General features: G+C 42.1%; 10 protein-coding genes. 5 read left to right on the top strand and 5 right to left on the bottom strand.

Annotated elements, in window-relative coordinates:
- Positions 1-12: 12 nt before the first annotated feature.
- The gene (locus CL667_03060; protein ID MAL16668.1) at positions 13-1644 is read right to left on the bottom strand and encodes a hypothetical protein; all 1632 of its coding nucleotides are present in this window, start codon (positions 1642-1644) and stop codon (positions 13-15) included.
- 276 nt (positions 1645-1920) lie between these two features.
- On the opposite strand from CL667_03060, the gene CL667_03055 reads away from it, so the two are divergent.
- From CL667_03055 to CL667_03040, 4 genes are all read left to right on the top strand, one after another.
- Complete coding sequence (locus tag CL667_03055; GenBank protein MAL16667.1) at positions 1921-2415, top strand: single-stranded DNA-binding protein; 495 nt, start codon at positions 1921-1923, stop codon at positions 2413-2415.
- 146 nt (positions 2416-2561) lie between these two features.
- On the top strand, positions 2562-3950 hold the full coding sequence (locus CL667_03050) for a hypothetical protein (protein MAL16666.1): 1389 nt from the start codon (positions 2562-2564) through the stop codon (positions 3948-3950).
- A complete protein-coding gene (locus tag CL667_03045) occupies positions 3947-4975 on the top strand; it encodes a UDP-N-acetylenolpyruvoylglucosamine reductase (protein MAL16665.1) in 1029 nt (342 codons plus the stop codon). The genes CL667_03050 and CL667_03045 overlap by 4 nt, the downstream gene beginning before the upstream one ends.
- A 66-nt stretch (positions 4976-5041) precedes the next feature.
- Positions 5042-6544 (top strand): peptidase M48, encoded by a 1503-nt coding sequence (locus CL667_03040; GenBank protein MAL16664.1) that lies wholly within the window; start codon positions 5042-5044, stop codon positions 6542-6544.
- Positions 6545-6612: 68 nt separating this feature from the next.
- Here the strand turns inward: CL667_03040 and CL667_03035 are convergent, their stop codons facing one another.
- Both CL667_03035 and CL667_03030 read right to left on the bottom strand, forming a co-directional pair.
- Positions 6613-7290 carry a hypothetical protein gene (locus CL667_03035; GenBank protein ID MAL16663.1) on the bottom strand — a complete coding sequence of 226 codons (678 nt, stop codon included), beginning with the start codon at positions 7288-7290 and terminating at the stop codon, positions 6613-6615.
- Positions 7291-7515: 225 nt separating this feature from the next.
- Positions 7516-8937, bottom strand: a complete 1422-nt coding sequence (locus CL667_03030; GenBank protein MAL16662.1) for an ammonium transporter — start codon at positions 8935-8937, stop codon at positions 7516-7518.
- A 299-nt stretch (positions 8938-9236) separates the two neighbouring features.
- On the opposite strand from CL667_03030, the gene CL667_03025 reads away from it, so the two are divergent.
- Positions 9237-10532 carry an adenylosuccinate lyase gene (locus CL667_03025; GenBank protein MAL16661.1) on the top strand — a complete coding sequence of 432 codons (1296 nt, stop codon included), beginning with the start codon at positions 9237-9239 and terminating at the stop codon, positions 10530-10532.
- A 14-nt stretch (positions 10533-10546) separates the two neighbouring features.
- Here the strand turns inward: CL667_03025 and CL667_03020 are convergent, their stop codons facing one another.
- Together CL667_03020 and CL667_03015 are read right to left on the bottom strand one after the other, a co-directional pair.
- On the bottom strand, positions 10547-11395 hold the full coding sequence (locus CL667_03020; GenBank protein MAL16660.1) for a TIGR01459 family HAD-type hydrolase: 849 nt from the start codon (positions 11393-11395) through the stop codon (positions 10547-10549).
- A 7-nt stretch (positions 11396-11402) separates the two neighbouring features.
- The gene (locus CL667_03015) at positions 11403-12446 is read right to left on the bottom strand and encodes a hypothetical protein (GenBank protein MAL16659.1); all 1044 of its coding nucleotides are present in this window, start codon (positions 12444-12446) and stop codon (positions 11403-11405) included.
- Between the last annotated feature and the right edge of the window lie 9 nt (positions 12447-12455).

The following is a 12455-nucleotide window of genomic DNA, read 5'->3' as shown; positions in this document are numbered from 1 at the left end:
TGTTTCTTGAAATTAAATGAGCTGGTACGCAGGGAGTTGCTGGAGATAGGCTATGTATTGCCTGATCGATTCAGCAAAAGTCTCTTGATAGTATAAATTCCCATCCTGATCGCTGTTGGCAGTAAATTCGTACCAAGGGATGGTTCCCAAAAGGATCTTGGTAAGGTTGATTTTATGCTCCGGGAAATTGGCGAAGCCTGCTACATTATCACTGGGATGAAGGGCAGGGTTGCCGGCAAAGTCTTCATCTATTTTTCGAATACCGACCATTTCTAAAGGCAATGCGATTAGATGCTCAGCCAGATCTTCTGCCAGGGTGAATGGATTCGAAGGATCAGAAATCTTCTCGGCCAGCCTGATTGGGTTATAACTGCTTCCGGAGTTGTCATACCCATAAATAATATCGGTGAGGTTATCCCACCTTGAAGGCATTAAATTGGTATTCAGCCAAGCATAATGCCCGGGAGTTCCGTCTGAATAAGGAGGGTTATAACCGTCCCAACCAAATACCGTTTCCGGGCGAAGAAGCTCTTCGTTCAGTCCCTGCATTCTCAACCGGATATATTCTTTTAGTTGAGAAGTTGGAGTGATCTCAAGTTCCCTAAGGTAGCTTATAAAGATCTCGGTTGGGCTTTTAATCCGACTCCCATAAAATTGCTCTTCATAAAAATGAGCACTACTGAGAAGTTTCTTTAGTACTTCTGCAATATCAAAATCCTGAGCTATGCAATGATCTGCCAGGCTGGAGATGATGGCATCATTCGGTTTTGCCGAAACAAAAAACACATACAATTTTCGGCAAAGGAAATAGGCAACCTCTTGTTCTTTTTGTGTGAAGATGAGGTCTATTACAGAATCCAGGTCGTAATTACTTGCTACCCCAAAAATTGTCTTGCTGGAACTGTCAAATCGGGAATCATCAAAATACCCGCTTAAGGTAGCATCATTAACGCGCCAGCCGGTAACAGCTCGGGCTACTTCAGCTACATCATTTTCCGAGTAGTTATCATTTCCGTCTTTGTCCTGAGGCCCAAGCGTGAATAACTCCATCAACTCACGGGCAAAATCTTCATTCGGCTGCCCGTCGCGATTATTGTAATTATTTAAATAGTAGAGCATTGCCGAGTTCTTGCTCATAGTGGAGACGAACTCTCTGAAATTCCCAAAACTAAATTCATGAAGCAGCTTCCAGTATTTGTACATGTGGCTGGCGTAGCTGTTACTGGCTTTATCAGGGAGAGCATTCATATTGCTGTACGAAACGGCAAAGTGATTGCTCCAGAATAACATCATGCGCTCTTGGAGTCCGCCGTTGTACATTCCGTCCATCCATCGGAATTGAATATCGTACACATCCTGAACGTCTCCGGAATTACCTCCACTGAACCATTGAGGGTCATCAGGGATAGGGGTGCTAATGGCGTTGTCAATAATTGCTTCTGCAGCTGAGGTGGCAGAATCAAAACTGCGCGCATAATTAAGGTTATTAATCTTAAGCCCGATATGTGTTCGCCGGACCAGATGTGCAGCACGGGTTTTATCCCACGTTCCTGTGTAGGGCTCAAGTCCTGCTAATGAATTATTGTCGTTAGTCCTTGATGTAGGGAGGTTTACAGAGTCTTCCTTCACTTTTTCACTAATCATATGCTCCGAATTTTCGTCTCTTTTGTACCTATAAGAGATAGATGAAGTGTATTGTGTTACAAAATTCTCAATACTTTTTATAGGCGTCGAATTCAGGAATGTTCCTGCATAGAATCACTTTCTAATTTTTGGGAGTTATCGACGAATAAGGACGAGAGCTTAATTTTTATCATTAAGTATTTACTTAATGATGGATCTGTTTTGAAAATATTTTGTAAGGAATTCTTCTGAACTAACTCTTACATTGCAAACAAACAATAAAAAACAGGATACGTTATGAGTTCACTTAATAAAGCAATGCTGATTGGGAATCTGGGTCAAGATCCGGAAGTTCGCTACACACAATCGAACACAGCCGTGGCAACATTAAGCATCGCAACCAGCGAGCGCTACAAAGACAGCAACGGTGAGTATCAGGAGAAAACAGAATGGCACCGCGTAGTTGCGTGGGGTAGAACCGCAGAAATTTGCCAACAGTATTTAACCAAAGGTTCCAAGGTGTATATAGAAGGGCCTATTCAAACCCGGCAGTGGGAAGACAAAGATGGTCAGAAAAGATACACCACGGAAATTAAAGCGCTCCAGCTTACAATGTTAGACAGCCGCAGCAGTGGTGGCGGTAACCAGCAGATGGGTGGTGGGCAGCCTCAGCAAAACAGAGGAAACCAAAATCAGGGTAATCAAGGTAATCAGGGCGGCAATAAGCCTATGAGCAGTAATGTAGAACTGGACAGTAACTTTGATGATATGGACGACGATCTTCCGTTCTAAATACCTGCTTCTTATTATCATTTAAAACGACATGAGGATTTCTTGTGTCGTTTTTTTATTTATAGCTCAGGTTATGGTAAAATCTTTTATTTTAAGGATACGTCAAGCCTTCTTACATTCACTCAAACAATAACTTAATATAGGCATTGGATACAATCGAAGATCCTTTCAGTTTGGTTCAAGACTCTCTTCTCACAATTGGTGAAAGTTCTGTGGCACATGGATTAGATCCATTTGTTCTCGGTATACAACTTCTGGTCCTTTTTTTGGGATTAGCTTTTTCTGCGGTTTTCTCCGGTTCTGAGGTCGCTCTTTTTTCTCTTGCAAATCGGATGGAGGATTTAAAGCAAGACGAAACACCCGGTTCAGCTGACGATAGAATTATTAAGATGCTGGATAAACCCCGGCGCCTTTTGGCTACCATCCTTATAGGCAATACGTTTGCCAATATTATAGCCTCTGTGCTTGCTGCCGTAATTACTGGTGATATTGTTGCGGCTTATGGACTCTCAGAAGTGGTAGTCTATGCAATTGAAGTAATTGTATTGACCTTCATGATTTTAATTCTGAGTGAAATCACCCCAAAGATTATCGCTATTAATAATCCCCTCAAGGTTTCTCGTGGGAATAGCGCCTTTATCTACACCCTGTTTATTCTGCTTAAACCTTTCGCAAAATTGATAGCCGACAGCACAATTAGCCTTGAACGATACTTACCAAAACCTGCTAGTAAAATGACGCAGGAAGACATACGGACTATGGCAGAGGTAAGTGAACAAGAAGGCTCCATCAAAGAAGATGAACGTGAAATTATTGAAAATGTAATTGGCTTCGGAAATATCACTGTTCGTGAGATTATGACATCACGAGTGAACTTTGTAGCCGTTTCCCTTGAAGAATCCCTTCAGGACGTTTTAAAGAAAATTCGGGAAAACGGATTATCGAGAATGCCCCTCTATGATAATGATCTGGATAATATACAGGGTGTATTGTACGCTAAAGATGTACTTCCTTATTTGAACTCTAATGAAAAAGAGCCTTCACTAAATTGGAAGACTGTTTCTCGAAAAGCTTTGTTTATTCCTGCTACCAAAAAACTCGACGACTTGCTTAGAGACTTTCAGCAAGAGAAAACCCACATAGCTATTGTGGTTGATGAATATGGCGGTACGGAAGGTATTGTGACGATGGACGATATCCTTGAGGAAATTGTAGGTGACATAACCGATGACTCTGGAGATGAGGAAACACTGTTCACCCGATTCAAAAGTGGAATCTATATCTTTGATGCTAAGATTGACCTGGATGACATGGAAGAAATACTGGAATCGGATATCACTTCTGAAGAAGATGAATTTGAGACGCTTGGCGGTTTAATTTATCACCTGACTGAAAGTCTTCCGGTAGTTGGTGAGCGAATGACTTACAAGAATTTGGAACTGACGGTGCATTCTGTCAAAAATAACCGGATCAAAAAGGTTCGGGTGAAAGTTGAAAGCCCGAAAGAAGTAGAATCTTCCGAAGACAATTCATGAGTAACTTACCTTCCATCAGGGAACATGTAGATATTTCTTCCTACAATACCATGGGCATCGCTGCAAAAGCCCGGTATTTTGTTTCTGTTTCATCAACTGAAGAACTTAGATCTGTTATTGCTGATTCTGAGCTCAAAAATCTTGATAAGTTTGTATTGGGTGGAGGCAGTAACGTTCTTTTTGTGGATGATTTTGACGGGTTAATTATCCAGATGGATATGAAAGGAAAGAACGTTGTTGAGGAAAATGCAGATTCTATTTTATTAAAAATTGGAGCCGGGGAAAACTGGCACGAGCTGGTTATGTATTGCGTGGAAAAGGGATGGGGTGGAATTGAAAACCTATCTCTCATTCCAGGATCGGTAGGAGCCGCACCTATACAGAATATTGGGGCCTATGGCGTAGAGTTAGAAGAAGTATTTGAAGAACTAACCGCTGTACAGGTAGAAACGGGAGAAGAACGAATTTTTAGCAAGGCGGAATGTGCGTTCGGCTATAGGGATAGCATTTTTAAGAATAAGGAAAAAGGGAATTATATAATCACCCACTTAACCTTAAGACTTCAAAAATCACCTTCTGTTAATACATCATACCGAGCTCTTTCTGAAAAACTTGCAGAAGAAGGAATTACAAATCCTGGAATACAGGATATTAGCAAAGCGGTCATAGAGATCCGGCAAAGTAAACTTCCCGATCCTGCTGAAATTGGTAATACCGGAAGTTTTTTCAAGAATCCTGTATTGCCGAAGTCTGAGTTTGAAGAGCTTCAAAAAAATCATCCTGATATTCCGCATTATCCATCGGGAGAAGATGTCAAAGTTCCAGCAGCATGGCTTATCGATCAGTGTGGCTGGAAGGGGAAACGATTTGGCGACGCTGGTGTTCATAAAATGCAGGCGTTGGTTATTGTAAACTATGGAAACGCCACGGGTAATGATATTTGGAGCCTGGCTACCCGGATCCAGAAATCGGTAAAGGAAACATTTGGGGTTGCTTTAACTCCTGAAGTAAATATTGTGGGCTAAGATCCCTGTTTGGAAACATTTCACCCTATTTTCACTAAGATTTATTGAACTAACAGTTTTAAAATTATGAAAAGAATAAATATTCGGTCTTTTTCAATCACACTAATGCTGGCACTTGCTGTAATCGTAAGTGGCTGCGTTACTCTTGAGAAGAATCCTGTTTCGGGAAACAAACGTGCTTTCGGCTATAGCTGGGAAGAGGAAGTGAAATTAGGAAATCAGGCCGATAAAGAGATTGTGGCTCAATATGGCTTGTATCAAAATGAAGAGCTTTCGAACTATGTATCTGACTTAGGGCAGGCATTGTTAGAGGTTAGTCACCTTCGCCGTGAAGATACGCCGAAGCAGTTTCGGGAAACCGAGTTCACATTTCGCGTATTGGATAGCCCCGTTGTAAATGCCTTCGCGCTTCCGGGAGGCTATGTTTATGTAACTCGTGGCTTATTGGCTCACTTGAATAATGAAGCTCAGCTTGCTGTTGTTTTGGGACACGAAATTGGACACGTTGCCGCTCGTCATTCCTCACAAAGAGCCGTTGAGCAACAGGTGGGTCAGTTAGCAGTAATAGGTGGAGCTGTAATCGGCCAATCGCTGGGTTACGATGGAGGAAGTATCCTGCAATTAAGCAGTCAAACGGCTCAGCTTATGTTTTTGAAATACAGCCGTGATCATGAGCGCGAATCAGATGCCTTAGGGGTTGAATATTCAGCAATGAAAAACTATCAGGCAGCAGAAGGAGCAGAGTTCTTTAATTCATTGGAGCGAATTTCAAAAACCACAGGCGGTGGAGTTCCGACTCTGCTTTCCAGTCACCCGGATCCCGGTGAGCGAGAAAAAACCATTCCCGAGTTAGCTGAGAAATGGAAAGAAAAAGGATACGAGCAGACCATTCTTGATGACGAAGAATTTATGAGTATGATCGAAGGCATTATTTATGGAAACAACCCCCGTCAGGGTTTTGAAAGAGATGGAATGTTCTACCATCCGGATCTGAAATTTCAGTTTCCAGTGCCAGCCGGATTTCAAGTTTTTAACCAGCCATCTGCTGTAATTATGGTGAATGAGGAGCAAACGGCTATTAATCAGTTTACGATTGATTCAGAAAGTAACTCTCCGGAAAGTTCAGTTCAATCATTTTTAGGTCAGGAGGGCGTAACTACTCTAGACCAGGAGTCTTACTCTGTGAATGGAATGAATGGCTATCAGGCCTTTGCAACGGCTTTGTCACAAGATAGTACAGAGCTTATGATTCAGGTAACGGCGATCGAATTCCAGAATATGATTTATTCCTTCCTAAGCTACACCTCATCAGCACAATTTCCAGACTATGAAAGTAGGTTCGCTGAAATCCGGGAAGGTTTTTCTGAACTTAATGATGCATCAATTTTAGGAATCGATCCGGTTCGAATTAATTTAAAACCGGCCATTCGATCTGCTTCTTTTACAGACTTACTACCAGCTGATTTACCGATGGATATCACAGCTACAGATTTAGCTATCATCAATCAGGTTCAGCTGGATGAAATGATAGAAGAGGGTAGAGTGCTAAAGATTCCGGTTCAGCGATAAAAAGAAAGCCGGGCGCTTATAGCAGCAACCCGGCTTTAATTATCTCTATGAGATATTTTAGTCAGAAGTTAGAACGAAAGTCCGGCTAAGATATAGAGCTGCTCGGTGTCCGGATTAAAGATGACGGCTCCACTTAGCGGGATGGTAAAAGTGTCGGTGATGACGATGTCTTTGCCGGTGCTTACACCTAGATTGACCAAAGCGAATTCGCCATCTGAGCTATGCCATCCGTCTCCACCGCCTAAGAAAATACTGGCGTTACTAAATGCATAGCCTGCCTCAAAGTAGATGTCATCTCCCGCAGAACCACTTCCTGCAAATATGTAGTTAGCAGATAAGGAGAAGTCTTCGATTCCGTAGCCAACATTGAATTCGTAGGCATGGCTGTCGCCATCCAACCAAGGTCCGGATCCAGCAGCTCCGGGGTACCAGTAGTCAGTAACACCGAGGCTAAGTCCGAAGTCAAAGCTGTAGCCAGCGTATAGATCCATTTCCTGGAATCCATCATATCCTTGTGATCCCCAAGCTCCGATTGCGAAACCGCCGGAGCTGAATTCTACAGCGGGTTGTAATGATGGCCCTGAATAAGCAACTCCACGCCATACATACGTGCTGTAAAGATCAACTCCTGTGCTGACCTCCTGTGCTTCTGCTGTGTTGAAATTTGTCAGGCCAAAAGCTAAAGTCATGACCAGACCCAAAGCAAGGGTATTAATCAAATGCGATATTTTTTTTGATGTTTTCATAGTGATTTACTTCGATAAGGTTAATGAGTGAGTGTGAGTGAATCATTTTTTTCAAACTGAGTGAGAGCCTGAAAAAACGATGTAGTTTTAGTACCTGAAAAGTGAGTGAAGCTTTTCAGAGGTGATAAATAGTGGTGTATTTTTTGAGTTAGAAATTAGATTCTTCCTTACCCGGCATGCTATAAGTCCAGGTAAGGCAGAATCAAATAGAGTTGATGTTGTGACTTAGTCGGCAAATGCGCCTAACTCAGAAGTCTTAATAGGTGAGAAATCAGGATAGGCATGGTTTTTATGTTCTGATATATCTAGCCCGTCAGATTCGACTTCTTTAGAAACTCTGACACCTATGGTTGCTTTAATAATGCCAAATACAATCAGAGAGAAAACGAATGTAAATGCGGCGATAGATGCAGTACCGATAAGTTGGGTAAGGAAACTATAGTCAGAGGAGAAAATTCCAACGGCTAATGTTCCCCAGACACCACATACTCCGTGAACGGAAATAGCACCCACCGGGTCATCAATTCTAAGCTTATCAAACATCAGGATGGCTAGAACAACAAGTACTCCGGCGATAGATCCGATTAGTACAGCATCCGTCAGAGATACTACATCAGCTCCAGCAGTAATACCTACAAGTCCGGCAAGGATACCATTCAGAGCCATCGGCGCATCTAATGATTTCATTACAACTTGTGTGGTAACCATGGAGGCAAGTGCACCGGCACAGGCAGCTAAAGCGGTTGTCACAAATACGTATGAGACAGTTTCGGGATCGGCGCTTAAAACAGACCCGCCATTAAATCCAAACCATCCAAGGAAAAGTAAAAATACACCAATAGTAGCTAATGGAATGTTATGAGCAGGAATGCCATGTACTTTCCCATCTTTGTATTTACCTGTACGTGAACCTAAAAGAAGGACACAAGCGAGTCCAGCAAATCCACCTACTGCATGAACGAGCGTTGAACCGGCAAAATCATAGAATCCCATTTCTGATAACCAGCCACCACCCCAGTGCCAGCTTCCTGTAATAGGATAACTGATACCTATAAGGAGAACACCGAAAAGCATGAAAGAAGGAAGTTTAATTCTACCCGTTACACAACCTGAAACAATAGTAGCTGCAGTAGCCGCAAACATGGCCTGGAAAATAAAATCTGTCCATATGGTCATGTCCAAACCGTAAGCAGGGGTAAGCATTCCAATTGGATCTGAAGCGTCAAATCCAATGCCAAAGCCTCCAAAACCGAAGAAGCCGTTAAAGTCACCCGGGTACATAATTTGAAATCCAATAAAAGCATAAAGGATGATTCCAATGGTGAGGATGAAGACGTTTTTGTAGATGACGTTTACCGCATTCTTAGCTTGAGTAAGTCCACTTTCTACCGTGGCAAAGCCTAGATGCATCATCAATACCATAAAAGCAGCAATTAGAATCCAAAGGTTATCAACCATGAATTTGATATAATCCGTAGAAGCTTTGAACTCTTCTATAGTTGAGTATTCATTTCCATAAGCCTGGAAAGTTTCCTCTGTAACCTCTACCGATTCTTTGGCTGCATTAGCACCATCCGCCAGAGCAATAGCGGGATCTGCAAAAAGCAAAAATAGAGTGGTTAGTATTATTCCGTATCGTAACTTCATGTTATAAGTCTTTAAATTAATGTTGAGTGAGTGTGCAAGCTTAAAAGTTTCATCTAAAGCTTGGTTTAAAATAATTAGGCAAAACTAATAATCAAACATAATTTTTTAATCTTAAATAACAAATATCATTACTTAAATAACTTTAGCGCAGTACTTTATAAATTTAATTTTGGAAGCGATTCCATCTATTCTGAGCTTTCAGAAAAGCCCTTTCACTTTTTTAGGCAGAATCAGTCAAAAACCTGAAATAGAAAAGCATTATCTTATCAAACCAATTTTAATTTCAAAAAAACTATCGCATGATCGCTCGTTATTCCCGCAAAGAAATGTCAGATCTCTGGACGGACGAACAACAATTTCAAGCCTGGCTGGAGGTTGAATTAGCAGCCTGTTGGGCATGGGCCAAGCTCGGAAAAATCCCCATGGAGGATGTTGACAAACTCTACGAGAATGCCAGCTTTGATGTAGACCGTATTAAAGAAATTGAAGCCAAAACCCGGCATGATGTAGTAGCTTTTACACGAGCCGTTTCCGAGACATTGGGAGACGAAAAGAAATGGGTTCACTACGGGTTAACCTCAACTGATGTAGTTGATACCGCATGGGGTGTTCGCCTCAAGAAAGCCAATGTCATTCTACTGGAAGGCCTGGAGCGTATTGTTGATGTATTGGCTGAAAAAGCTAAAGCACACAAGTACACCGTAATGATGGGGCGAACTCATGGTATTCACGCCGAGCCAACTACTTTTGGTCTCAAATGTGCGCTTTGGTATGCGGAGATGAGTCGAAATCTTGAACGATTTAAAAGAGCAGCTGCAGATGTTGAGTTTGGAAAGCTCTCAGGATCAGTTGGAACCTTTGCCAATATCCCCCCGGAAGTTGAACATTTTACGTGTGAGAAATTAGGGCTTGAACCGGCTCCCATTTCAACCCAAACACTACAGCGGGATCGCCACGCATACTATTTGTCTACATTGGCACTGATTGGTTCTACGATGGAGAAAATGGCAGTGGAAGTTCGTCACCTTCAAAGAAGCGAGCTTCGGGAAGCCGAAGAAGCATTTAGAAAAGGGCAGAAGGGATCGTCCTCCATGCCGCATAAACGAAATCCAATCAGTTCCGAGAATATCTCAGGATGTGCAAGAGTGCTTCGCGGATATATGGTGACGGCTTACGAAAACATCCCTCTTTGGCATGAACGCGACATTTCTCACTCTTCTGCTGAACGAATTATCCTGCCTGATGCTACAACGCTGCTGGATTATATGCTGAACCGCTTTGCCGGAGTGATTGAAAATCTGGTTGTCTTTGAAGACAATATGGAATCCAACATCTGGAAAACACAAGGACTGGTATTCTCACAACGCCTCCTTCATAAACTCATTGATAAGGGAATGCCACGTGAGCAAGCCTACGATACGGTTCAGCCTCTGGCGATGAAGTCCTGGGAAGAGCAAGAGCTCTTCAAACCGATTGTTGAAGCGGATGAAAGTATCACTGAGACTTTAACTCAGGAAGAAATTGATGACGCCTTTGACTTAGATCATCACACCCGAAATGTGGATACCATTTTTGAGAGGGTGGGACTGAAGTAAATCAAAGCTGTGACTTATCCCAATATAGAGTCACAGATGTAATCGGGGATGATGCCGGAGGAGTTAATCCATAAGTCGGCATTTTCACCCCGGGTGTTTCCGGAAAGAACCAGCATGGTTTTCAGGCCAAACTTGTTGCCGCCTAAAATATCGGTGCTTAAGGTATCGCCAACCATCAGGATTTCTTCTTTCCCGTAAATAGTACCTGAGCTGTTCAAGTGCTCAAAAGCATAGGTAAACATTTGGGTATCAGGCTTACCGAAGTGGATGAATTTTTTATTCAGCATGCTTTCACAAAGTTTCGCGATTCCACCAGTTGCAACGGAAACGTCATTCTTAGAAACCGGATAGTATTTGTCTGAGTTAGCTACTATAACGGGAACGGTCTTTTTACGGAGGAAATTAACGGTGGTATCGATATCGGTGTTCCAGTCAAAGCCCTCATCATCTAAAAACACGAAGGCCGAAATATCATCCAGATCATCCAGGTCGATATCCCGCACAGCGATATGCTTCAAACCGGACTGTAGGATATATTCCGCAGAATTTTCCGTGCCGAGGTAGGCAATTTTGCCATCCTTTATTTTATGCTGAAGGAATTGCTTAGCCAGCATCCCCGAGGTAATGATTTCATCCTCATTTAAATCTTTTAAACCCAGCTGATCAAATACAACAGACTGCTGATGTTGGCTTCTGGAGGCATCGTTGGTAAGTACCCGAAAGGTGATGCCTTCCTCCCTTAAATAAGCAATAGTCTCGGCAACACCGTCAATAAGTCCTTTATGGTTTTTAAGCACACCATAAGAATCAAGGAATACGGCTTTGTAGTTTTTAACGATAGATCGGAATGAAGGTACTCTCATATTCATACTAGAGGTCCAGGGCTTTTAGTAAAGGTTCGGGATCAAATTTTTCATCAAGCTGAGGCAGGTATCTTTGGTAAGCTTCCTGCTGCAATTTGGTAGCAAAGATTTCATGGAAAAAATACTTCCCATATTTAACAACATAATTCAGAATAAAGAATCGATAAGCTTCTTTAAGGAAAAGAAGCTCTGTTTTTGTAAGCGGAAATTCTTTGTGATAAGCTTTTAAGAAGAGGATAAATCGCTCCTCCATCATTGGATCAATATCGTAGCTGAACACAGTTTTATCTCCCACATTAGATGAGATGCGGGCAAAGAAGTAGAAGTCAATCATGCGGGAGCTGATGCGGAACCAATCATAATCCCACCGGGAAAAGAGTTTGAAATCAGGCGTCACAGAGAAGTTGCCAATATTCCAGTCCACAAAAACGGGGATCGTATCGAGATCATTTGCATCCAGCTTAGCCACATTCTCAAGGAATAAATCACAGTGTTTGCGAATCTGATCGTGGTGCATTCGGTATTCGTGCTTTCCGTAATCACTATCTAAAATATCCAGTAAATGCTTTACATCAACTTCGAGTGTTTTAGAAGAAGGTGGGAGGGTATTTCGGATGGTGTGGCACGACTTATGAAACTTCGCAAATTGCTTTGCAAGCTTATTAATCTGAGTTTCATCAATCCGCTTGGGAAGCTTTCTTTTGATTTTAACCGGGCGATAGAAAACCACCCATGCATCAATAACTTCATCCTGATGACGATGCACAAACAAAGAATTCTCCTTGATCAGTGAACGAGCCAAAAAGTTCTCAAATGGATCCTGAAGGTTATTAGATAATGAGTTAATGATGGAATGATCTTCCACAAAATGCTCAAATTTCCCAAAATAGGAGAGCTTGGCAATTATGAAGTTTCCATCTTTAAAAGTAACCCGATACACGTGGTTGGTTGAAACTTTAGCACTGATATCGGTAATGGTTAGAATAGTCCTTGTGGGATCGTAAGCGCTCCAGGCTTCCTTCACAATCTCATTAAAATTAATAAAAGACATACAGTTGTT

It is taken from the genome of Balneola sp., from assembly GCA_002694685.1.
Classification (GTDB): Bacteria; Bacteroidota; Rhodothermia; order Balneolales; family Balneolaceae; genus Gracilimonas.
Note: the sequence above shows the minus strand (reverse complement) of the source record. Positions and strands in the feature narration are given on the sequence as shown.

Excerpts from the sequence above, each read along its gene's own strand:
- CL667_03060 (MAL16668.1), bottom strand. The coding sequence starts at position 1,644 with ATGATTAGTGAAAAAGTGAAGGAAGACTCTGTAAACCTCCCTACATCA.
- CL667_03055 (MAL16667.1), top strand. The coding sequence starts at position 1,921 with ATGAGTTCACTTAATAAAGCAATGCTGATTGGGAATCTGGGTCAAGAT.
- CL667_03045 (MAL16665.1), top strand. The coding sequence starts at position 3,947 with ATGAGTAACTTACCTTCCATCAGGGAACATGTAGATATTTCTTCCTAC.
- CL667_03040 (MAL16664.1), top strand. The coding sequence starts at position 5,042 with ATGAAAAGAATAAATATTCGGTCTTTTTCAATCACACTAATGCTGGCA.
- CL667_03035 (MAL16663.1), bottom strand. The coding sequence starts at position 7,290 with ATGAAAACATCAAAAAAAATATCGCATTTGATTAATACCCTTGCTTTG.
- CL667_03030 (MAL16662.1), bottom strand. The coding sequence starts at position 8,937 with ATGAAGTTACGATACGGAATAATACTAACCACTCTATTTTTGCTTTTT.
- CL667_03025 (MAL16661.1), top strand. The coding sequence starts at position 9,237 with ATGATCGCTCGTTATTCCCGCAAAGAAATGTCAGATCTCTGGACGGAC.
- CL667_03020 (MAL16660.1), bottom strand. The coding sequence starts at position 11,395 with ATGAGAGTACCTTCATTCCGATCTATCGTTAAAAACTACAAAGCCGTA.
- CL667_03015 (MAL16659.1), bottom strand. The coding sequence starts at position 12,446 with ATGTCTTTTATTAATTTTAATGAGATTGTGAAGGAAGCCTGGAGCGCT.